Source organism: Pseudomonas morbosilactucae (assembly GCF_023241715.1).
GTDB classification, from domain to species: Bacteria; Pseudomonadota; Gammaproteobacteria; order Pseudomonadales; family Pseudomonadaceae; genus Aquipseudomonas; species Aquipseudomonas morbosilactucae.
In genome coordinates this window covers 154,415-176,432 of the sequence record NZ_JALQCW010000008.1, presented here as the reverse complement: position 1 = coordinate 176,432, position 22,018 = coordinate 154,415, and the positions used below count along the sequence as shown (strand labels likewise).

Genomic DNA, 22,018 nt, shown 5'->3' with positions numbered 1-22,018 from the left:
GGAGCAGGTCGACCCTCTCGACCTGCTCCCTCCCATGCCTGGCGGGGGCGCTAGCGAGGCTCAGTGCCCCGTACCGTCCTTGTGGTTGTCGAGGGTTTCGATCAGCGCCACCTGCATCCGCGTATGCACCCGGATAAACCAGCGCCACAGCACCGCTGCCACCGCCGCCGCAACTACCGCGATCAACATCAGCAATTCGTTGGTCGGCAAAATGCTCGACGACAACGCCGACAACAGCAGGAAAATCACCAGCAACGACAGGATCGGGATCACCTCGGCAATCACTCGTCGTACCCGCTGGGTGTGCCGCCCGGCCATCTCTGCCTTGACTCCCATCTCCGCCAGCAGCATCGACAGCGCCTTGAGCTTGCGATAAGCGGCGATCAGGAACGGCAACGACAACAGCAGCGCCCCGCCCCAGATCACGGCCTTCTGCCAACTCGGATCACTGACCCAGTCCTGCATGTACCCGGCGATCCGCTGGGCAAAGAAGCCGCCAGAGAAGAAGATCGCCACCACCAGGGCCAGGTTGACCCCCACCTGCAACAGAATCCGCCGGATCATCGACGCCAGCAGCGCGCCCTCCCCCTGGGGCTGGATACTGCGCAGCCATTCACCGTACATGCCCAACACCCGGCCCAGGCGCTGGGGCATCACCGCCGCGAGCTTCTGCGACAGCGGATCGGCACCGCGGATCAGGTACGGCGTCAGCAACGTGGTGATGGCCGATACCGCCACCGCCACGGGATACAGGAAGTCGCTGGTGACCTGCAAGGTCATGCCCAGGGCCGCGATGATGAACGAAAATTCGCCAATCTGTGACAGCCCCATGCCCACGCGCAGCGAGGTACGTCCGTCGTTGCCGGCGATAAAGGCCCCCAACCCGCAGGACAGCATCTTGCCCAGCACCACGGCAACGGTGATCACCGCGATGGGCCAGGCGTACTGCAGCAGAATCTGCGGGTCGATCATCAGGCCGATGGCGACAAAGAAGATGGCGCTGAACATGTCGCGAACCGGCTCGATCAGGCGCTCGATCTTCAGCAACTGCCGGGATTCGGCCATGATCGCGCCAATCAGGAAGGCCCCCAGGACCATGCTGTACTCAAGCTTGACCACCAGCAGGCAGAAGCCGAAACACAGCCCCAGCACCGTGATCAGCAGCATCTCGTTGCTCTCGAACTTGGCCACGTAGGCCAGTAGCCGCGGTACCAGCAGAATGCCGATCACCAGGGCCACAATCATGAACAACGAGAGCTTGCCTACGGTGGAGAACACCTCGCCGGAGCTGACGGTGCCGCTCACGGCGATGCTCGAAAGCAAGGCGATGATGCCGATACCAAGGATGTCCTCGACGATCAGCACGCCGAAAATCAACTGGGCGAAGCGCTCGTTCTTCATCTTCAGGTCGTTGAGGGCCTTGACGATGATGGTGGTGGAAGAGATCGCCAGGATGGCCCCGAGGAACAGCGAATCCATGGTGTTCCAGTCGAACCAGCGGCCGATTTCGTAGCCGATCCAGATCATCAGGACGATTTCCAGGAACGCTGCGATAAACGCCGTGGCGCCGACCTTGAACAGTTTGCGCAGGCTGAACTCCAGCCCCAGGCAGAACATCAGGAAGATCACCCCCAGCTCGGCCAGGGTCTTGATGGTGTCTTCGTCATGAATCAGGCCGAACGGCGGTGTGTGCGGCCCGATGATAAAGCCGGCGACGATGTAGCCCAGGACCACGGGCTGTTTGAGCCGATGAAAGAGGATGGTCACCACGCCTGCGACCAACATGATCACTGCCAGGTCCTGAATAAAGCTGATGGCATGCATGGCGAAGATCTCCTTGAATTGCACTCGGATGCGATCGACCTATCCACAAGAATGATCTGAGATAGAGAAAGAAAAACCCCGATAGATGGTAAGAAAATGCCCTGGACCGGGCTTTTCGAAGGTTAACACCGGGACTTCCAGCAAAAAGCCGGTGCAATATATGGAAACAGATCCACAGTCGCGTGACGGCGAGCCACGGCCCGGCGTCCCGTTATCGATGGTTTGAAAATGCTGATCGAGCACCCACAGAGGTGCACCCGTCATCCCTGCCTACAACCCGTGAGTGTGCTATGGAACCCGGAAACGCCCAGCTGTCGATGACCGTATTGATGACCCCTGACATGGCCAACTTCTCTGGCAATGTCCACGGCGGCACCCTGCTCAAGTACCTCGACGAAGTCGCCTACGCCTGTGCCAGCCGCTATGCCGGCCGCTACGTGGTGACCCTGTCGGTGGACCAGGTGATCTTTCGCGAGCCGATCCATGTCGGCGAACTGGTGACCTTCCTGGCCTCGGTCAACTACACCGGCAACACCTCCATGGAAGTGGGGATCAAGGTCGTCACCGAGAACATCCGCGAGCGCTCGGTGCGCCACACCAACAGCTGCTTCTTCACCATGGTGGCGGTGGACGACCAGCGCAAACCGGCGGTGGTGCCACAGCTGCAGCCCCAGACCAGCGAAGACAAGCGCCGTTTCATGCAGGCTCAGCAACGCCGGCAGATCCGCCAGGAGCTGGAAAAGCGCTACCAGGAAATCAAGGGCGACGCTTAAGGCACAGCCGCAACGCCTGACATTCGGGGCCAGGGACGGCCTCCTTGCAGCCCGACTGCGCCCCTTTCGCCTCGGCCTTCAGCGCCTCTGGCAGTGATCTTCGGTCATCTCGATTGGCCATTTCGATCCCCTTTTGACCACATAGAGGGTTATCCCCCCGCAGCCCCGCTGCCAGAATCGACGCACCGGCAAAACGCACTCCCGAGGCTTGGGAGATTCGAGCAAAACGAACGCGTGAGAACAACAACATGCCCAGTGCCAGCCAACGCCCGTCCAGCCATCCCTCCTCCCATGACTTTACCCACAGTGCCCAAGGTACTGCCCTGCGCCGCATCCTCGGGCTGCCGGCCCTGGTGTTTTTCGGCCTGGTGTACATGGTGCCGCTCACGGTGTTCACCACCTATGGCGTGGTGACCCAGATCACCGGAGGGCGCACGGCCGCGGCTTATGTAGTGACGCTGCTGGCGATGGTGTTTACCGCCCTGTCCTACAGCTTCATGGTCAAGAAATACCCGATTGCCGGCTCGGCCTACTCCTACGCCAGCCTGAGTTTCGGGCCGGGAATCGGTTTTCTCGCCGGCTGGTCGCTGCTGCTGGATTACCTGTTCCTGCCGATGATCAATTACCTGGTGATCGGCCTGTTCCTCAATATCGCCTTTCCCCAGGTGCCGGCCTGGGTGTTTATCCTCGCCACCATTGGCCTGGTGACGGCGCTGAACATCCGTGGCATCAGCTCGGTGTCGAGCATGAGCAACCTGATCGTCGGCGCGCAGATCGTCTTTGTCCTGGTCTTCGTGGCCCTGGCGGGCCGGCAGTTGCTGGGGGCGGAGCAGGTGGACCTGGGCGCCCCGTGGCTGGGCGATGGCAGCCAGGGCGGCCTGATGCCGCTGATGGCCGGTGCGGCGGTGCTGTGCCTGTCATTCCTGGGCTTTGACGCAGTCTCGACCCTGGCCGAAGAGGCGCGCGATCCGCGACGCGACATTCCCCGGGCGATTGTCATGACCACCCTGGGCGCCGGGCTGCTATTCATCCTCTTGGCCCTGCTCAGCCAGTTGGTGTTTCCCGGCAGCCAGTTCAAGGACCCAGACGCCGCCGCGGGCGAAGTCATGCTCAAGGCTGGGGGGCACTTCCTGGAGATGCTGTTCACCGCCGCCTATGTGGCCGGCGCTGCGGGCTCGGCCCTGGCGTCCCAAGCGTCGGTGTCGCGGATTCTGTTCAGCATGGGCCGCGACGGCATCCTGCCACGCCGGGTGTTCGGCACCTTGTCGGCGCGCTTCAAGACCCCGACCACGGCGATCGTTCTGGTGTCCCTGGTTTCGCTGCTGGCGATAGTCATCGACCTGACCACCCTGGCCTCGATGATCAGCTTCGGCGCCCTGGTGGCGTTCTCGGTGGTCAACCTGGCGGTAATCAAGAGTCACCTGGGCAACGGCCAACCCCGCAGCGGCGCCGACGTGCTGCGCTATGGCCTGCTGCCGCTGATCGGCTTTGCCCTGATTGCCTGGCTCTGGACCAGCCTGTCGGCACTGACCCTGGGCATCGGCTTCGCCTGGTTCGGCGCCGGTCTGACCTACCTGGCCTGGCACACCGGCGGTTTCAAGCGCCGGGCGCCCACGGTGCAGTTCTCCGAACAGCCTTGAAGGCCCCGCACCGTTTGGCTTAGAGGCTGATCGGCGTGGCTTCGAATCGCACCCGGGGGTGGGCGATGCGGTCCTGGGCCCGCACCAGTTCCAGCTCGTAGCTGGCGCAGGCCTGGGTTTCCAGCAGCACTTCATGCACCGCGGCGGCGGTGAATTCGAAGGCCGCCAGCAGGCTGTCCCCCAACAACACCCGGGCCAGGAACAAGCCGGACGTGAGGTCGCCCACGCCCACCGGCTGACGGGGGAACGCCAGCAGCGGGCGACGCAGGTGCCAACTGCCCTGGGCTGTCACCAGCAACATCTCAAAGCCGTCCGGCAGCTTGCCGGGCTAATCCAGATGCTTGACCAGCACCGCTTGCGGTCCACGGGCCAAGAGCGCGCGGGCCATGGCCAGGCAGTCGAACAGGGACTGCGGTTTGCGTCCGGAAAAACTGTCCAGCTCCAACTGGTTCGGACAGAGGAAATCCGCCATGGCCACTGCCTCGTCGAGGAGGAAGTCACTGACCTCGGACGGCACGCTGCAGCCTTTTTCCGGGTGGCCCATCACCGGGTCACAGAGGTACAGGGCCTTGGGGTTGACCGCCTTGATCCGCGCCACGCCGCTGAGAATCGCCCTGCCCTGGGCCGCGCTGCCCAGGTAGCCGGACAGAATCGCGTCGCAATTGCCCAACTCGCCGATCGCGGCAATGCCCTCCACCAACGCGGGAATCTGCTGCGGCGCCAGGACCTCGCCCGTCCACTGCCCATATTGCGTGTGGTTGGAGAACTGCACGGTATTCAACGGCCAGACATTCACCCCGACCCGCTGCATCGGAAACACCGCAGCGCTGTTGCCGGCATGGCCAAAAACCACATGGGACTGGATCGCGAGCAGATGAGGCGTACGTTTCATGCAGAATTTTTCCATAAAACCATTGGAATTCGAGCCGCGCAGTATGCGACTAAACCCATCCTGTACGACAGACCGGCGCGCCAGTTAAGCTGGTGCCTCTTCGTTGGAGCCTTGTTCATGCTGACCCTTGGAAACATTTTCGTGCTGATGCTATTGGCCACCGGCGGCGCCTGGCTGTGGCACAACCACGGTTTGCGCGAGCGGGCGCTGGAGAGGGTCAAGCAGCACTGCGCCAAGCTGGACATCGAGCTGCTCGATGGCAACGTCGCCTTGAAGCGCATCGGCTTCGTCAAGGACGCCAAGGGCCGGCGGCGCCTGGCGCGAATCTACAATTTCGAGTTCACGGTGACGGGCGAAACCCGGCATTCGGGGACCATCACCCAGTTCGGCGCCCACAGTGCGCAGATTGAACTGGCGCCCTACCCCTTCGAAGTGAAAACCCCAGCGCCCAGCGCGCAAGTGATTGAGCTGAGCCAGTGGCGCGACGAGCACAACAAGGGCCGGCAGTAAGGCTAGCGCCGCCATGTGCCGGGGCGACGCCTGACTGAAACACCATCCCTTACAAACGGCAGGCCGCCAGGCGTCTTGCAAGCGGCCCAGATCCTGGGCCTGGTGGAAAATCAGTTCAAGACGCGAATCCCGACGCCATTCACTGGGCTGCCAGTCGATCTCGGCATTGTTCAGGGCGTTGGCCGAACACCAACCATCCGCGCCATGCACCACCAGCTTGGCCCGCCGCCAGTCCAGGCTGTGCAGCCAATCGCGAAGCCGAACAGCGTCGAACTGCTGACTGGGGTGCCAACGCCACCCCACACTCCAACCCTGTTCCTGGGCCTGGCTCAGGCAGATCGGCACGCTCGGGTCGGTCCACACCGCGGGCATCTGCGCCAGGCCCTGGGGCACCTGAAGGTCCGCCACGGCAGCGCTGGCCCGGGCCTGCAGACCCGGCAGTCGGGCCAGCGGCAGTTGCCCTTGGCGGGTCCAGTACAGCGGGCAGTCCGGCAATTGCCGGGCGATCTGCTGCCGCTGGGGTTCATCCAGCCCTTCATCCTTGTTCAGCACCAGCAAGCCCGCACGGGCCAACGCCGCCTGCTGGGCCTGAGGCAAGGGCTTGCCCGCCGCCAGGGCCTGGGCGTCCAGTACCAGGAGCGCCGGCTGGACCGCCAGCACACCGCGCCACGGCGCCTCGCCCAATTGCTTGAGCAACTGCCCGGGGTGCCCGAGCCCTGAAGGCTCGATCAACAAGCGATCCGGCCGGGCCTTGCGCAGCAAGCGCCCCAGACCCACTTGAAACGGCGCGCCGTTGACGCAGCACAGGCAGCCGCCCGCCACTTCGCCGAGGGCAATGCCGTCGTCGTCACGCGTCAACAACGCGGCATCCAGGCCGATCTGGCCGAACTCGTTGATCAGGATGGCCCAGCGCTCCTCGGCCGGTTTCTGGCGCAACAGGTGCTGGATCAGGCTGGTCTTGCCAGCACCCAAGGGGCCGGCAATCACATGGGTAGGAATGTTCTGCAACATGGAGGAAAGGTTTCCACAACGGTGGCCTGTGATCCTACGCGCTTCACCGAGGGGGCGAAAATCCGTGAGGCTGATGGCGCGCCCTTCAGCCCAGCCAGTCGAGGGTCAGGATCAAGCGGCGCTCACCCGGCGCCGGTTGCGGCGAGCGGTGAATCAAACCAAACCCTTCATTGCCGTGCCACTTTTCGCCCTTGAACAACGCCACAGCGCCGCTGGCAATCTGCTGGATCTGCCCCGCGTCCTCAGGCTCGGCGGCGGCCTGCCCCAACTGACGCCGGTCCATGGCGCCTTCCTTGAGCCACTGGCTGCCGACCCCGGCATAAGTGGTGATCAAGCGCACCGGCACATGGTCCACGTGAAAGCGCGGGCACATGGCCTTGTCCAGCACCCGCAAACGCAGGCCCACACGCCGGGCCCCCAGCAGGCAGGCAAAAGCGCTGACCAGCCAGGCCACATCGGCGATAAACCCCTCATACCCTTCCAAATCGCTGAAGCCCGAAGCCAGGCCGCGCAGGTCGGGTTCGGCCTCGTCGTCAGCAATCTCCAGGGACAGGGATTGCGCCAAGGGCTCGTTCAACGACAGCAGCAACTCGCCAAAGTCCGCAATGTGTGCCGGCAATTGGCGCTGCCAGAGCGCCAGGTTGATCTCATCGTCCAGCACCTGGGCCAGCACGGCCGGGGCATCGCCCTGCACATGGCGGCGAACGGTCGTCGGCTCGGTCTGGAGCACCAGCACCCCAGCCGATCGAACCGCCGGCAACGGCAGGATGGGTGTATTCAGGGTCAACATCAGGCCGCCACCCCCTCGTCGTGCCAAGGGCCAAAGGGGTCCGCCAGAAGGCTCCAGGCTTCGGCACCCAGGGCCATTTCCGCGTCAGTCAGCAGGCAGGCATCCAGCTCGGCGCTGAGCTGCGAGAAGTCGATGTTCTGGCCGATAAACACCAGTTCCTGGCGGCAGTCGCCCGTGGCCGGAAGCCAGTTCTGCATGATCGCTGCGGTACTTTCCGAATCCTGGGGCCAGTGCGGCTTGGGCACAAACCGCCACCAGCGCCCGGCAAAACCATGGCGCATCAAGCCGCCAGCCTGGGACCAACTGCCCGCGTCCTGGTGTTTGCTGGCCAGCCAGAAAAAGCCTTTGGAACGCAGGAGTTTGCCGTTGATCCACGGGCGATCGATAAAGTCGAAAAAGCGCTGCGGATGAAACGGCCGCCGCGCCCGATAGGCAGTGGAGGCGATGCCATATTCTTCGGTTTCCGGCACATGCTCGCCGCGCAGTTCCTGGAGCCAGCCCGGCGCCTGGGCCGCCCGCTCAAAATCGAAACGCCCGGTGTTGAGGATCCGCTCCAGTGGCACCTGGCCCATGACCATGGGAATGATCTGCGCCTGGGCGTTGAGGCGCTCGAGGATCGCCATCAACTCCCGGCGTTCGTCGCTGCTGATCAGGTCGATCTTGCTGATCAGAATCACATCGGCGAACTCGACCTGCTCAATCAGCAGATCGGTGATCGAGCGCTCATCCTCCTCGCCCAGGGTTTCGCCCCGGGAGGCCAGGCTTTCAGCGGCCTGGTAGTCGAGCAGGAAGTTCATGCCGTCGACCACGGTGACCATGGTGTCGAGGCGCGCCACATCGGCCAGGCTCTGGCCTTGCTCGTCACGAAAGGTGAAGGTTTCCGCCACCGGCAGCGGCTCGGAAATCCCCGTGGATTCGATCAGCAAATAGTCGAAACGCCCGTCCCGGGCCAGCTTGCCGACTTCTTCCAGCAGGTCTTCACGCAGGGTGCAGCAAATGCAGCCGTTGCTCATTTCCACCAGCTTCTCTTGCGCGCGATTCAAGCTGACATCACGCTGGACTTCGCTGCCATCGATGTTGATTTCGCTCATATCGTTGACGATCACTGCCACCCGCAGGTTGTCGCGGTTACGCAGAACGTAGTTGAGCAAGGTGCTTTTACCGGCGCCGAGAAAGCCGGACAGCACGGTAACGGGAAGACGGTCGGTCATCGGGGGTTCCTCATCAGGGAAGGTGGCTGGGTCAAAACGCTCGTTGATGGCGTTCGCGCAGCTCTTGGCGTTCTTTGGCTTCGATACACAGGGTGGCGGTGGGGCGCAGCAACAGGCGCTTGAGACCGATGGCTTCACCGGTGTCGCGGCACCAGCCGTACTCGCCCCGGACCAGGCGTTCGAGGGCCTCGTCGATCTTGTCCAGGAGCTTCTTTTCCCGCTCCAGCAAGCGCAGTTGCCACTGCCGCTGCTCTTCGGCGCTGCCGATGTCAGCCGGGTCGCTCTGGGGTTCATGCTCACGCAAATCCTCGAACTCGCCAGCGATACGCGCTTGCAGTTCAGTGCGCTGGGCCAGCAGCAAATCGCGGAAATAGCCTTGCTGAGCGTCGTTCATGTAGTCCGCTTCGGGTTGGGCGAGCAGCTCTTGTTCAGTCATGGCGGGTCACGGATCAGGTTTTATTTTATGTTATATTATAACAATACAAATAAGCCAATCCTCTCTTGCCGACCGCGACGAAGGGCGCGATGCTGGCGCCCTCTTGCTTCCCGAGAACACCGATGCGCCCTGCCCTGAACTACCTGCTGCCCGGGCTCTTGCTGCTGGTGGCCGGACCCGCCGCCGCGCAAATGCCCAGCCTGACGGCCACCTGCACCCGCAGCGCCAACCTGCTGGCCTGCGTCGACCCGCTGGGCAACGCCTACAGCGTGGCCACCGCCGGCAGCACCACGTACCTGCGGGGTTTCGAGGTGATCGGCAAGCGTTACTGGGCACAAACCAACAGCCGCTACGGGCAACTGACGTTTTTCACTGGCCTGGCCTCCGACGGTGAAGCCTGGGTGGGCTACAGCCAGCGCATCGGCTGGACCACCCGCAACCGCTTCTCCAGCTCCGGCGGCAGCAGCAGCCAATTCACCTGCAGCCGCATCACCGGCTGCTAAGCCCCGTCACCCCACCAGCCCCCCCATGTAGGAGCTGGCTCGCCAGCGAGAGCGCCCTCAAGCCCAGCCCAAAACCCAAAGCCGGCTCCTACGCGAGGCGGTTGTTTTTTGTGTCCTGGAGCCAGGCCAGGTAACTGTCCGCCGGCGGATTTTTCTGGAAGTAGCGCTGCAGACCGGTAAACAGGCCATCCGCGATTGCCTGTTGATGCCGCGCCGTCACCAGCCGCTGGCTGTCGCGAACGTTGGAGATAAACCCGGTTTCCACGAGGATCGACGGCACATCCGGGGACTTGAGCACGGCAAAGCCAGCCTGTTCCACACGCTTCTGATGCAGGCTGGTAATGCCCGACAGGCTGTCCAGCACGCTGCCGCCCAATTGCAGGCTGGAGGCAATGGTGGCGTTCATCGACATGTCGAGAATCACCCCCGCCAGCATCGGGTCCTTGTCCTTGAGGTTGAGCAGGCGGGTGGCGCCCAGCAGGTCGGCGTCGTTTTCCCGCTGGGCCATAAAACGCGCAGTGGCTGAAGTGGCGCCGCCTTCGGACAGGGCAAAGACCGAGGCGCCAGAGGCAGTCAGCCGCGGCGCCGCATCGGCGTGCACGGAAATAAACATATCGGCCCTGTGCTTGCGGGCGATCTCCACCCGTTTACGCAAGGGCACAAAGAAGTCGTCGTTGCGCACCAGCTTCACGTCGAAGCCTTTCTCGCGCTTCAGGCGCTTGGCCAGCAACTGGGCGATGGACAGCACCACGTCTTTCTCCCGCTCGCCACGGGCGCCCACCGCACCCGGGTCCTTGCCACCGTGGCCGGGATCGACCACCACCATGATGTCGCGCTTGGCATGGGCCTGGCCCTTAGGGGCAACCGATGCGATCACCGGCGCAGCCGCCATTGGCGCCGGTGGCGCGGCGCGATGGGACAGGTCCAGCACCAGTCGATGGCCCTGGCCATCCTGGGGCGGCAACAAAAAGCTGTTGAGCTGCAGCGGCTCGCTCAGGTCGAGCACGATGCGCGTGGCGCCCTGGCCAACGTGCCCGGAGCGAATCGCCCGGATCGGCGTATTGGCCAGTTCCAGTTGACTGAAGTCGCCGCGCAGTTGGGCGCCGCTGAAGTCGATGATCAACCGCTCGGGCGCCGTCAGGGTGAAGGTCTTGTAGAGCACCGGGCCGCTCAGGTCGAGGACCAGTCGCAGCTTGTCAGCCGAACGCCAAAGCCGGGCGTCGCGAATCTGCGTGGCACTGACTCCCAGGGGCAACAACAGGGCCGAGCCGGCCAACAGCAGGTTGAGCAATTGACGTCTGTGCATGGCATGTACCGCGAATGGAGGGAGCGTCCGTACTCACAAGGGCTGGGCGAAAAACCTTCAGGAAAAGATTCCATCATGTGGATTGTTATAATATAACATGTCGAATTATTTCCAACGATGGACCTGCTCATGAATGCGCTGACTCTGCCGGATATCGCCGCGCAGGCCTCACGCCAAGCCTTGCCCCTGGATTGGGTGGGCATGTGCGGCATTGCCCTACCTGTGTTGATCGACGGCCAGCGCATCGCCGCCACCGCGGACGCGGGCGTCAGCCTGGACGATGGCGAAGCCCGGGGCATTCATATGTCGCGGCTGTACCTGGCCCTGGAGAGGCTCGAACAGCACGCCTTGACCCCCGCCCTGCTGCGCCAGGTATTGCAGCGTTTCCTCGACAGCCATGAAGGTTTGTCCAACCGTGCTTACTTGCGAATTCACGCGGATCTGCTGCTTAAACGCCCGGCCTTGGTCAGCCCATTGAGCGGTTGGAAAAGCTACCCGGTGAGCATCGAAGCGCGCTTGGAAAACGCAATGTTCCACGTGGAACTAAAAATCGACGTCAGTTATTCCTCCACCTGCCCCTGCTCCGCCGCCCTGTCCCGGCAGTTGATCCAGCAGCAATTCGCCGAAGATTTCGCCAATCAGACGCTGCATCACGACGCGGTTCTGGACTGGCTGGGTTCGACACGCGGCATCGTGGCCACGCCCCACAGCCAACGCAGCAGCGCTCAGTTGCAACTGCGCTTGCATGAACATGTAACCCAACTGCCGCTGATCGCGCTGATCGACGACGCCGAACAAGCCCTCGGTACCGCCGTGCAAACCGCCGTGAAACGCGCCGATGAGCAAGCCTTTGCCCTGGCCAACGGACAGAACCTGATGTTCTGCGAGGACGCCGCCCGCCGTTTGCACCTGGCCCTGAAACGCGCCCCCGGGATCAAGGCCCTGCGCCTGCGAGTGGTCCATGCGGAAAGCCTGCACGCCCACGACGCCGTGGCGCAAAGTGCCTGGAACTGGGACGCGCCATGATTCGTTGCGAAGGAGTGCAGTGGGGGCCGCCGGGCCAGCCACTGACGCCCCCCCTGGACCTGAGCCTGGAACCCGGCAGCCTCAGCGCCATCATTGGGGCCAACGGCTCGGGCAAAAGCAGCCTGCTGAAGGTGTTCGCCGGTTTGCAGAAGCCCCTGCGGGGCAAGGTCCAGCTGGCGGTTCCACGCCGCGAAGGCCTGGCGTACTTGCCACAACAACAGCACCTGGACCGGCAGTTTCCCATCAGCCTGCAAGAGCTGGTGGCCGCCGGGCTCTGGGGCAATAAACAGTCCAGCCAAGTGCGCGCCCAACGCCTGCGCCTCGTGCTGGAAGACTGGTGCCTGAGCGGCCTGGAGCAACGCCCGTTAATGGCGCTCTCAGGCGGTGAGTTGCAACGGGCATTGTTGGCCCGCTTGAGTCTGGCCGATGCCCAAGTGTTGCTGCTGGACGAACCCCACGCAGCCCTCGACGAACTGGGCCAGGGGTTGCTGTGGAAACACATCCACCAGTGGCAAGCCGAAGGCCGTACCCAGTTGGTGGTCTGCCATGACTTGGTCAGCGTGCGCCAACAAATCCCTCACACCCTGCTGTTGAAAAGCACCGGTTGCCTATACGGCGCCAGCCAACAACTGATCGCCCCACAACTGCACATGTGGGTGGCGTGATGCTGCTCGCCACCCAACTCTGGCAACCGTTCCACGAATTTGTCTTTATGCGCCGGGCCTTGCTCGGCGGCTTGGTGCTGGCCTGCAGCATCGCCCCGTTGGGGGTGTTTCTGATTCTGCGACGCATGAGCCTGATCGGCGACGCCGTGGCCCATGGGATCTTGCCGGGTGCGGCACTGGGCTTCTGGTTCGCCGGGCTAAGCCTGCCGGCGCTCACCTTGGGCGGCCTCGGTGCCGGCCTGGGGCTGGCCGGTCTGGCGGCCTGGATTACCCGGCGCACCGGCCTGCGGGAAGACGCCAGCATCGCCGCGCTCTACCCCATTTCCCTGGCCGGCGGCGTGCTGCTTTTAGGCCTGGCCGGCAAACGACTGGACCTGTTGCACTTGCTGTTCGGCTCGGCCCTGGCCGTGGACGGCCCGACTCTCAACGGCATGCTCTGGGTCTCGGGCTTCAGCCTGCTGGCCATGGCGCTGATCTACAAACCGCTGCTGCTGGACACCCTCGACCCGCTGTTCCTGCACAGCGTCAGCCGCCTCGGCCCACTGGCCCACGGCCTGTTTCTGACCCTGGTGGTGCTTAACCTGGTGATCGGCTTCCAGGCCATCGGTGCGCTGATGGTGGTCGGACTGATGATGCTACCGGCTGCTGCCTCACGTTTCTGGAGCCGGCGCCTGCCAGTGTTGATCGCCATCGCTGCGGTGCTCGGCTGCACCTCGGTCTGGCTCGGCCTGCTGCTGTCGTTCCATTACTCGCTGCCCAGCGGCCCGGCCATCGTGCTGGTGGCGGGTGGCCTGTACCTGCTGTCTGTGGTGTTTGGTCCGGTGCACGGTTTGTTGCGCCGCCCACCTTTGTTCACATCCCCATGAGGTGTTTACCGATGCGCGCTTTACTTGTGCTGTTCAGCTTGCTGCTGCCGCTGTCATTGTCGACTGCCCAGGCTGCGGAAAAACTCCAGGTGGTCACCAGCTTCAGCATCCTGGCCGACATCACCCAGCAGATCGGTGGCGAGCATATCCAGATCACCAACCTGGTCGGGGCGGATGAGGACGCTCACACCTACGAGCCTTCGCCCGACGATGCCAAAGCCCTGCTCAAGGCCAAGTTGATCATCAAGAACGGCCTGGGCTTCGAGCCCTGGCTGGACCGCCTGGTGGCCAGCACCGGCACTCAAACGCCGGTGATCACCGCCAGCCGCGGGGTGATTCCGCGCAGCCTGGAAGAGGACGGCGAAACCATCCCCGATCCCCATGCGTGGCACAACCTGGCCAACGTCGAACTCTATGTGAACACCATCACCAAAGCGCTGATTGCCGCCGACCCGGCCGACCAGGCCGACTACCAGCGCAACAGCCAGGCCTACCTGAAACAGCTCTATCGCTTGCTGGCCGAAGCCAAGGCCAAGCTCGGCAGCCTGCCTCCAGGCAACCGCAAGATCGTCACCTCCCACGACGCCTTCGGCTATCTGGGCCAGGCCTACGGCATCGACTTCATGGCGCCCCAAGGGCTGTCCACCGAGCGTGAACCTTCGGCCGCCGAAGTGGCGGCGCTGATCACCCAAATCCGCCAGGCCAAGGTCAAGGCGGTGTTTATGGAAAACATCAAGGATGCGCGCCTGCTCAAGCAAATCGCCGAGGAAAGCGGCGCCCATATCGGCGGCACTCTGTACTCCGATGCCTTGGCGGCCAAGGGCCCGGCCAGCACCTTCACCGGTCTGTTCGAATACAACCTCAACACCCTCTACGACGCCCTGAGCCAACCATGACCCGGCCTTCGCCGCTGTCGATGCTCGACCTTGAAGGTGCCACCCAAGGCAGTCGCTGGCCCCTGCCCGCCGTACTCGATGCCCTGCCGTGGAACAGCGATGGCCTGATTGCCGCCATCGCCCAGCAACACGACAGCGGCGAGGTGCTGATGCTGGCCTGGGTCAATCGCCAGGCCCTGGAAGAGACCCTCGCCAGCGGCCAGGCCTGCTACTGGTCCCGTTCGCGCCAGCGACTGTGGCGCAAGGGCGAAAGCTCCGGCCACCGCCAGCGCCTGATCGAAGCCCGCCTGGACTGCGACGGCGATGCCGTGTTGCTGCGCGTGGACCAGCAAGGCCCGGCGTGCCACACCGGCCGCCCCAACTGTTTCTACAACGCCATCCGGGGTGGCGCGGTGGAAGTCATCAGTGCCCCCATTGAGGAATCCCCAGCATGATCCGCAAGAACCCTTCCGGCGATCTGCCGGTCATCGCCGAATCCGCCTACGTCGACAAGACAGCCATCATCTGCGGCAAGGTGGTGATCGGCGACAACGTCTTCGTCGGCCCCTATGCGGTGATCCGCGCCGACGAGGTGGACGCGTCCGGCAGCATGGAGCCCATCACCATTGGCGCCAATTCCAACATCCAGGACGGCGTGGTGATCCACTCCAAATCCGGCGCGGCCGTGACCATTGGTGAGTTCACCTCCATCGCCCACCGTTCCATCGTCCACGGTCCATGCCAGGTCGGTGACCGGGTGTTTATCGGGTTCAACAGCGTGCTGTTCAATTGCGTGGTGGGCGACGGCAGCGTGGTCCGCCACAACTCGGTGGTGGACGGTCGCGACCTGCCGCCCGGCTTCTATGTGCCCTCCACGACCCGCATCGGGCCCAAGACCGATCTCGCGCAATTCCCGCCGGTGAGTGTCAGTGCTTCGGAATTTTCCGAGGACGTGGCGCGCACCAACGTCGACCTGGTCCGTGGCTACAAGGCCCTGCAGAACGAGTTTTAAGCATGGGCCACCTCCTTATTCGCAATGCCCGCCTGGTCAACGAAGGCCAGGAGTTCGATGCCGACTTGCTGGTCGTCCAAGGGCGCATCGAGAAGATCGCCAGCAGCATCGACGGGCACAACGCTGACGTGGAAATCGACGCCCAAGGCCAGTGGCTGCTGCCGGGCATGATCGACGACCAGGTGCATTTTCGCGAGCCCGGGGCCCCGGAAAAAGGCAGCTTTTATACCGAATCCCGGGCCGCGGTGGCCGGCGGTATCACCAGCTTTATGGACATGCCCAACACCTCGCCGGCCACCCTGACCCTGGCCGCCCTGGAGGACAAGATGCGCCGCGCCGCCATCGCCTCGGTGGCCAATTACGGCTTTCACTTCGGGGTCAGCCAGCACAACCTGGACACCGTCGCCGCCCTGGACCCGCAACGGGTGGCCGGGGTCAAAGTGTTCATGGGCGCCTCCACCGGCAACATGCTGGTGGACGACCCGCAGATCCTCGAGCGCCTGTTCGCCACGGTGCCGACCGTGCTCCTGGCCCATTGCGAACACACCCCCAGCATCCAGGCCAACGAAACCCAATGGCGCGAACTGTTCGGCGACGCCATCCCCGCCGCTGCTCACCCGCGGATCCGTGACGCCGACGCCTGCTACCGCTCCTCGTCCCTGGCCGTGGCCCTGGCGAAAAAACACGGCACCCGCCTGCACGTGTTGCACCTGACCAGTGCCCGGGAACTGGCCTTGTTCGAGGACAAACCCTTGGCCGACAAACGCATCAGCGCCGAGGTCTGCCTGCACCACCTGCTGTTCGACGACCGGGATTACCCGCGCCTGGGCCACCAGATCAAATGCAACCCGGCGATCAAGAGCCAAGACGATCGCGACGCCTTGCGCCAGGCCCTGTTGAGCAACCGCCTGGACGTGATCGGCAGCGATCACGCGCCCCATACCTGGGAGCAGAAACAGCGGCCCTACGCCCAGGCCCCCGCCGGCCTGCCCCTGGTGCAACACGCCCTGCCCGCCTTGCTGGAATTGGTCGCCGACCGCCTGCTGCCCCTGAGCACCCTGGTGGCCAAGACTAGCCACCGAGTCGCCGACCTGTTTGCCATTCCCGACCGTGGCTACCTGCGCGAAGGCTATTGGGCCGACCTGGTGCTGATCCGTCCGGAACCCACCGGCAAGGCCGTGGCCCGCCAGCCGGTGCTCAGCCAATGCGGCTGGACGCCCTTCGCCGAGCGACGCTTTCGCCACAGCGTCAGCACCACCGTGGTCTCCGGGCAGCTCGCCTGGCACAACGAGCGCCTCTACGACGACTGCCAGGGTTTGCCTCTGCGGTTCCTGCGTTGACTCCCCCTGAAGCGAACCCCCAAGGACCACCGAAGATGATCCGCATCACCCTGCCTGATGGCTCGTGCCGTGAGTACGACCAAGCGTTATCTGTGTTCGAAGTGGCCGCCAGCATCGGCCTGGGCCTGGCCAAGGCGGCGATTGCCGGCAGGGTCAACGGCGTGCTGGTGGACTGCAACCATCTGCTGGAACGGGATGCCGAACTGAGCATCGTCACCGGCCGCGACCCCGAAGGCTTGGAGATCCTCCGGCATTCCTGCGCCCACCTGCTGGCGATGGCGGTCAAGCAGCTCTACCCCTCGGCCCAGGTGACCATCGGCCCGGTGATCGAGGACGGCTTCTTCTATGACTTCGCCTACGAGCGCCCTTTCACCCCCGACGACCTGGCGCTGATCGAAACCCGCATGCGCAGCCTGGCTGCCACCAACCACAGCGTGCAGCGCCGCGAGCTGTCGCGAGAGCAAGCCCTGGAACACTTCAGCGCCCGGGGCGAGCACTACAAGGTCGAGCTAATCCGCGACATCCCCGAGGGCCAGGTGCTGTCGCTGTATCGCCAAGGGGATTTCGAAGACCTGTGCCGGGGCCCGCACCTGCGCAGCACCGGTCAGCTCCAGGCCTTCAAATTGACCAAGGTGGCCGGAGCCTATTGGCGCGGCGATGCCAGCCTGGCACCGCTGCAACGGATCTACGGCACCTGCTGGGCCAGCCAGAAAGACCTGGACGCCTACCTCACGCGCCTGGAAGAGGCCGGCAAGCGGGACCACCGCAAACTCGGCCAGCAGTTGGACCTGTTCCACTTCGACGACTGCGCACCGGGTTCGGTGTTCTGGCACGCCAAGGGCTGGAGCCTGTTCCAGCAACTATTGGGCTACATGCGCCAGCGCCAGGAACAGGCCGGTTACCAGGAAGTGAACACCCCGGACGTCATGGACCGCGGGCTCTGGGAAACCTCCGGGCACTGGCAGAACTACCGCGACCACATGTTCACCACCAGCACCGAAGACCAGCGGGTGTTCGCCCTCAAGCCAATGAACTGCCCCGGTGCGGTGGCGATCTTCGCCCGCGGCCTGAAAAGCTACCGCGACCTGCCGCTGCGCATCGCCGAGTTCGGCAAGGTCCACCGCTACGAACCTTCCGGAGCCCTGCACGGTTTGTTGCGGGTACGCCACTTCACCCAGGACGACGCGCACATCTTCTGCACCCCGGCGCAGATGCAGGACGAGTGCGCCCGCACCATCGCCCTGGTGTTCGACATCTATCGTGACTTCGGCTTTACCGAGGTGGCGGTGAAACTCTCCACCCGCCCGGCCAATCGCATCGGCAGCGACGCGGTGTGGGATCAGTTGGAAGGCGCCCTGTCCGGGGCGCTGCAGGGCATGCAGATCGACTACCAACTCAACCCAGGCGAAGGGGCCTTCTACGGGCCCAAGCTGGAGTTCGTGCTGCGCGATGCCATCGGCCGTGACTGGCAGTGCGGCACCTTGCAGGTGGACCTGAACCTACCGCAACGCTTTGACATCAGCTACATCGACGAACAAGGCGAACGCTGCCAGCCGGTGATGCTGCACCGGGCGCTGTTCGGTTCCCTGGAGCGTTTTATCGGCATCCTCATCGAGCATTACAGCGGCGCCCTGCCCTACTGGCTGGCCCCCCATCAGGCGGTGGTGCTGAACATCAGCGAAAACCAGAGCACGTACGCGCAGCAAGTCACCCACGCCCTGCGTCAACGAGGGTTGAGGGTTCAGGCCGACCTGCGCAACGAGAAGATCAGCTACAAGATTCGCGAGCACAGCCTGCAAAAAGTGCCGTACTTGCTGGTGCTGGGGGATAAGGAAAAAGACGGGGGATTTGTCAGCCTGCGCAGCCGCCACGGTGAAGACCTGGGGCAGCTGCCATTGGAGCAGGCGGTGCAGCGAATGGCGGCGGCCAGTCGCTGACGGTGGGAATGGCGATCAGGTGCGCGGCTTGACCGTGCCGCAATCCTGGCCGAGCCATACAGCGCGGGTGTCCATGCTGCCCTTCTGCTGGATGCCCGTGGCATTGAAGGTGCCGCTGACTTTACTGGTGAACTCGCGATCACTGATAAAGGTGGCCACGCCGGTGCCCTGGGCCTTGGGGCAACTGAAGCGGAATTTCCACTGGTTGCCGCTGCGTTCGGTGATCTCTTGCTTGCAGCCCGATTGCGGGTCCTGCAGGGGAATACTGTCGGACTGCACCTGAGCCTGGGTCAGGCAGGAGCGGATGCCCTTGCCGCCGACTGTCACGCCTTGCTTCTCCAGCATCGCCCGCTGCTCCGGGGTCATCTGTTGCTGCAACTGGCCAAGGATCAACGACAAATCGGGCAGGTTCTGGTCGTCGACCTTCATGTTGCTGCTGGTCAATTCCCACAAGCCCGGCTGCAGCATCTGCGCCTGCGCGGCCAGCGGCAGCGACACACCCAGGACCATGGCGCAACCCAGTAGACGAAGCTTCATTGCATAACTCCTAGACAGTAGTGGCCGTTAGACGCCGGAAACCTGCAAGTGTTGCACGGCGAATAAAATAGCGACATTCGCTGTGGAACATGGTCTGTTAGGCATTGAGTCTTCAGGAGCTGCCTTGCCCCATGGATTACTTTGGCCCCCACCTTTTTGGCTATTTGATCGCACTGCTGCATTTCCTCGGGCTGATCGCCGCCCTCCACGCAGTGCTCACCGTCCGGACCGCCCAAGGCGCCATCGCCTGGGCCCTGTCGCTGATGTTCATCCCCTACATCACATTGATTCCCTACCTGGTATTCGGCCGCAGCACGTTCGACGCCTACATCCAGGCGCGGCGTCAGGCCAACCTGGAAATGCACAAAGCCATCAACGAACTCAACTGGCGACCCTGGGTCGAGGAAGCCCTGACCGCTCGCGCCTCCAGCGCCTACGCGTCGTTGCGGGCCATGCCCAAGCTCGGGCGCATGCCGTGCCTGGCCAACAACCAGGTGCGCCTGCTGATCAATGGCGAAGCCACTTTCGAGGCCATCTTCGACGCCATCCGCCGGGCCCGCAGCGCGGTGCTGATCCAGTTTTTCATCATTCACGACGACGACCTCGGTCGGCGCCTGCAAAGCCTGCTGCTGCACAAGGCCGCCGAGGGGGTGACGGTGCATTTGCTGTATGACCGCATCGGCAGCCACTCCCTGCCCCACGAATACCTGCAGCCACTGCGGGATGGCGGAGTCCAGGTGCACGCCTTCGCCACCCGCAGTGGCTGGCTCAATCGCTTCCAGGTGAACTTCCGCAACCACCGCAAGATTGTGGTGGTCGATGGCCTGCTGGGGTTTGTCGGCGGGCATAACGTGGGCGATGAATACCTGGGCAAGAAGCCGCCGCTGGCGCCCTGGCGCGACACCCATGTGCAAGTCAGCGGCCCGGTGGTGGCGTGCTTGCAGGAATCCTTTGCCGAAGACTGGTTCTGGGCGTCGCGGCAACTGCCGCCGCTGATCCTCCCGGACACCTACCCCGACGACGGGGTGCTCTGCCAATTGTTGGCCAGCGGCCCGGCGGACCCGTACGAAACCTGTTCCCTGTTCTTCGTCGAAGCCATCCACGCCGCCAATGAGCGAGTGTGGATCACCAGCCCTTATTTCATCCCCGACGAAGCCGTCTTCGCCGCCCTGCGCCTGGCGGTGCTACGGGGTGTGGACGTGCGCATTCTGCTGCCCTCGCGGCCCGACCACCGCATCGTCTACGCCGCCTCCAGCCTGTATGCCTTTGAGGCGGTGCGCGCCGGGGTCCGAGTGTTCCGTTATCAACCGGGGTTCCTGCACCAGAAGGTGGTGCTGATCGACAACGAAATCAGCGCGATCGGCAGCGCCAACCTGGACAACCGCTCGTTCCGCCTCAACTTCGAAGTGATGCTGCTGACGGTGGATGAAGGCTTCGCCGCCGAGGTCGAGCACATGCTCACGGCAGACTTTGCCCAAGCCCGAGAAGTGGCCCGGGAAGAAAGCCACCAGACCCACCGCCTGCAACAGCTGGGCATGCGGATCGCGCGGCTGATTTCTCCGATTCTTTAAGGCGTGTAGATGTCGTCGCGGGTCCACGGCAACTCATGGCTGCCATCGGCGTGGGCCTTCACCGCAAGGATCTGGTGCAGGTTGATCCAGCCCTTGGCGAAAGCGTAGGCGCAACCGGCCAGGTACAGGCGCCAAATGCGCAAGGCCTGCTCCGGCACTTCCCGGGCGGCGGCTTCGAGGTTGTCTTCCAGGCGCTCGCTCCAATGGTCCAGGGTCCGCGCGTAATGCAGGCGCAGGCTCTCGACGTCGACGATTTCCAGCCCCGCTTCGCTGATCTCGGCAGAGATCATCGCCAGGTGCGGCAGCTCGCCGTTGGGGAACACATAACGCTCGATAAACTCGCCGGCCCCGCGCCCCACCGGGCGACCGTCGGTGTGCTTGGCGGTAATCCCGTGGTTCATCACCAGGCCGCCTTCGCGCACGGCGCCGAACAGGGTCTTGCAGTACTCCGCCAGGTTGGCGTGGCCCACGTGTTCGAACATGCCGACACTCACCACTTTGTCGAAGCGACCGTCCTGGGGCAGGTCACGGTAATCCAGCAGTTGCAGCTCGACCTGGCCCTCCAGGCCTTCGGCTGCCACCCGCTCCCGCGCCAGGGCCAGTTGCTCCTTGCTCAGGGTGATGCCAAACACCTTGGCGCCGAACTCACGGGCGGCGTAGCGCGCCAGCCCGCCCCAGCCACAGCCCACGTCCAGCAGATAGTCCCCGGGTTGCAGCCGCAGCTTGCGGCACAGATGGCGAAACTTGGCCTGCTGGGCCTGTTCCAGGCTTTCGCTGCCGGTCTCGAAATAGGCGCAGGAATAGGCCATGTCGCTGTCGAGCCAGAGCTGATAGAAGGCGTTGGAGAGGTCGTAATGGTAGGAAATGGCCGCGGCATCAGTGGCCTTGTCATGCACCGAGCGCGACGGCAGGTTGTCGTCATCGGCGCCCAGCAAGGCCTGGCTCCATTCATCGCAGACGCGGATCACATCGCTGATGGAACCCTCGAGTTCCAGCTTGCCCTCGACAAACGCGCCTCCCAGGGCATTCAGGCTCGGATGGCTCAGTTGCGCGACCAGCTGTGGGTCCTTGACCACGATGGTGACGCTAGGCTCAGGCCCAAGGTTGAACTCATGGCCATCCCAGAGCCGCAAGCGCAGCGGTAGATGCAGATTCTGTAAGGCCGGTGGAAGTTGCGCGAGCATGGAAAATCCCCCTTGTTTCAGACGTCTGAAAAAGAGGGTAGACCATCGCTGAAAATTAGCAGGCTATCGATTTGATAGCCCGCTTCTATAAGCCGCTACGCCGTAACCG

20 protein-coding genes and 2 pseudogenes are annotated in these 22,018 nt (G+C 63.6%); 13 read left to right on the top strand and 9 right to left on the bottom strand.

What is annotated here, in order from left to right; genetic code table 11:
* Positions 1-60: 60 nt before the first annotated feature.
* Positions 61-1,824, bottom strand: coding sequence for a cation:proton antiporter (locus tag M1B34_RS05340; protein WP_123327926.1), 1,764 nt, complete (start codon positions 1,822-1,824; stop codon positions 61-63).
* Positions 1,825-2,114: 290 nt separating this feature from the next.
* On the opposite strand from M1B34_RS05340, the gene M1B34_RS05335 reads away from it, so the two are divergent.
* Both M1B34_RS05335 and M1B34_RS05330 read left to right on the top strand, forming a co-directional pair.
* Positions 2,115-2,597, top strand: a complete 483-nt coding sequence (locus M1B34_RS05335) for an acyl-CoA thioesterase (RefSeq protein WP_123327927.1) — start codon at positions 2,115-2,117, stop codon at positions 2,595-2,597.
* Between the two features lie 248 nt (positions 2,598-2,845).
* Complete coding sequence (locus tag M1B34_RS05330) at positions 2,846-4,237, top strand: APC family permease (RefSeq protein WP_268264597.1); 1,392 nt, start codon at positions 2,846-2,848, stop codon at positions 4,235-4,237.
* A 19-nt stretch (positions 4,238-4,256) separates the two neighbouring features.
* Here the strand turns inward: M1B34_RS05330 and pdxY are convergent.
* Positions 4,257-5,129: pseudogene (gene pdxY, locus M1B34_RS05325) on the bottom strand (pyridoxal kinase PdxY).
* A gap of 117 nt (positions 5,130-5,246) precedes the next feature.
* Between pdxY and M1B34_RS05320 the strand changes: the two are divergent.
* Complete coding sequence (locus tag M1B34_RS05320; RefSeq protein WP_123327930.1) at positions 5,247-5,639, top strand: DUF3301 domain-containing protein; 393 nt, start codon at positions 5,247-5,249, stop codon at positions 5,637-5,639.
* Between the two features lie 49 nt (positions 5,640-5,688).
* On the opposite strand, the pseudogene M1B34_RS05315 reads toward M1B34_RS05320, so the two are convergent.
* The 4 genes and pseudogenes from M1B34_RS05315 to dksA all read right to left on the bottom strand — a co-directional run bounded on the left by M1B34_RS05315 (position 5,689) and on the right by dksA (position 9,087).
* Positions 5,689-6,650 (bottom strand): annotated as a pseudogene (locus M1B34_RS05315) (CobW family GTP-binding protein).
* An 85-nt stretch (positions 6,651-6,735) separates the two neighbouring features.
* Positions 6,736-7,440 (bottom strand): DUF1826 domain-containing protein, encoded by a 705-nt coding sequence (locus tag M1B34_RS05310; RefSeq protein WP_268264596.1) that lies wholly within the window; start codon positions 7,438-7,440, stop codon positions 6,736-6,738.
* On the bottom strand, positions 7,440-8,651 hold the full coding sequence (zigA, locus tag M1B34_RS05305; protein ID WP_268264595.1) for a zinc metallochaperone GTPase ZigA: 1,212 nt from the start codon (positions 8,649-8,651) through the stop codon (positions 7,440-7,442). The genes M1B34_RS05310 and zigA overlap by 1 nt, the downstream gene beginning before the upstream one ends.
* Positions 8,652-8,682: 31 nt before the next feature.
* Positions 8,683-9,087 carry an RNA polymerase-binding protein DksA gene (gene dksA / locus M1B34_RS05300; protein ID WP_123327934.1) on the bottom strand — a complete coding sequence of 135 codons (405 nt, stop codon included), beginning with the start codon at positions 9,085-9,087 and terminating at the stop codon, positions 8,683-8,685.
* Positions 9,088-9,209: 122 nt separating this feature from the next.
* Here dksA and M1B34_RS05295 point away from each other — a divergent pair, with 122 nt between their 5' ends.
* On the top strand, positions 9,210-9,590 hold the full coding sequence (locus tag M1B34_RS05295; protein ID WP_425273492.1) for a glutamine synthetase: 381 nt from the start codon (positions 9,210-9,212) through the stop codon (positions 9,588-9,590).
* Between the two features lie 88 nt (positions 9,591-9,678).
* On the opposite strand, the gene M1B34_RS05290 is transcribed toward M1B34_RS05295, so the two are convergent.
* Positions 9,679-10,896, bottom strand: coding sequence for an N-acetylmuramoyl-L-alanine amidase (locus tag M1B34_RS05290; protein ID WP_268264594.1), 1,218 nt, complete (start codon positions 10,894-10,896; stop codon positions 9,679-9,681).
* Between the two features lie 129 nt (positions 10,897-11,025).
* On the opposite strand from M1B34_RS05290, the gene folE2 reads away from it, so the two are divergent.
* From folE2 to thrS, 8 genes are read left to right on the top strand one after another with little or no spacing between them, the layout of a single operon-like run.
* On the top strand, positions 11,026-11,922 hold the full coding sequence (gene folE2, locus M1B34_RS05285; protein WP_123327937.1) for a GTP cyclohydrolase FolE2: 897 nt from the start codon (positions 11,026-11,028) through the stop codon (positions 11,920-11,922).
* The gene (locus M1B34_RS05280) at positions 11,919-12,587 is read left to right on the top strand and encodes a metal ABC transporter ATP-binding protein (RefSeq protein ID WP_268264593.1); all 669 of its coding nucleotides are present in this window, start codon (positions 11,919-11,921) and stop codon (positions 12,585-12,587) included. The genes folE2 and M1B34_RS05280 overlap by 4 nt, the downstream gene beginning before the upstream one ends.
* On the top strand, positions 12,587-13,453 hold the full coding sequence (locus M1B34_RS05275; RefSeq protein WP_268264592.1) for a metal ABC transporter permease: 867 nt from the start codon (positions 12,587-12,589) through the stop codon (positions 13,451-13,453). The genes M1B34_RS05280 and M1B34_RS05275 overlap by 1 nt, the downstream gene beginning before the upstream one ends.
* Before the next feature lie 11 nt (positions 13,454-13,464).
* Positions 13,465-14,349: a metal ABC transporter substrate-binding protein gene (locus tag M1B34_RS05270; protein ID WP_268264591.1), complete on the top strand. Its 885-nt coding sequence runs from the start codon at positions 13,465-13,467 to the stop codon at positions 14,347-14,349.
* Positions 14,346-14,783: a phosphoribosyl-AMP cyclohydrolase gene (gene hisI, locus M1B34_RS05265; protein WP_268264590.1), complete on the top strand. Its 438-nt coding sequence runs from the start codon at positions 14,346-14,348 to the stop codon at positions 14,781-14,783. Before M1B34_RS05270 ends, hisI begins: the two co-directional genes overlap by 4 nt.
* Positions 14,780-15,340 carry a gamma carbonic anhydrase family protein gene (locus M1B34_RS05260; protein ID WP_123327942.1) on the top strand — a complete coding sequence of 187 codons (561 nt, stop codon included), beginning with the start codon at positions 14,780-14,782 and terminating at the stop codon, positions 15,338-15,340. Before hisI ends, M1B34_RS05260 begins: the two co-directional genes overlap by 4 nt.
* 2 nt (positions 15,341-15,342) lie before the next feature.
* Positions 15,343-16,680, top strand: a complete 1,338-nt coding sequence (locus M1B34_RS05255; protein ID WP_268264589.1) for a dihydroorotase — start codon at positions 15,343-15,345, stop codon at positions 16,678-16,680.
* A gap of 35 nt (positions 16,681-16,715) precedes the next feature.
* Positions 16,716-18,617: a threonine--tRNA ligase gene (thrS, locus tag M1B34_RS05250; protein ID WP_268264588.1), complete on the top strand. Its 1,902-nt coding sequence runs from the start codon at positions 16,716-16,718 to the stop codon at positions 18,615-18,617.
* Positions 18,618-18,632: 15 nt separating this feature from the next.
* On the opposite strand, the gene M1B34_RS05245 is transcribed toward thrS, so the two are convergent.
* The gene (locus tag M1B34_RS05245) at positions 18,633-19,154 is read right to left on the bottom strand and encodes a DUF3617 domain-containing protein (protein ID WP_123327945.1); all 522 of its coding nucleotides are present in this window, start codon (positions 19,152-19,154) and stop codon (positions 18,633-18,635) included.
* 131 nt (positions 19,155-19,285) lie between these two features.
* On the opposite strand from M1B34_RS05245, the gene cls reads away from it, so the two are divergent.
* Positions 19,286-20,725 (top strand): cardiolipin synthase, encoded by a 1,440-nt coding sequence (cls, locus tag M1B34_RS05240; RefSeq protein ID WP_123327946.1) that lies wholly within the window; start codon positions 19,286-19,288, stop codon positions 20,723-20,725.
* Here cls and cfaB read toward each other — a convergent pair.
* Positions 20,722-21,909: a C17 cyclopropane fatty acid synthase CfaB gene (gene cfaB, locus M1B34_RS05235; protein ID WP_123327947.1), complete on the bottom strand. Its 1,188-nt coding sequence runs from the start codon at positions 21,907-21,909 to the stop codon at positions 20,722-20,724. The genes cls and cfaB overlap by 4 nt on opposite strands.
* Positions 21,910-22,018: the final 109 nt, after the last annotated feature.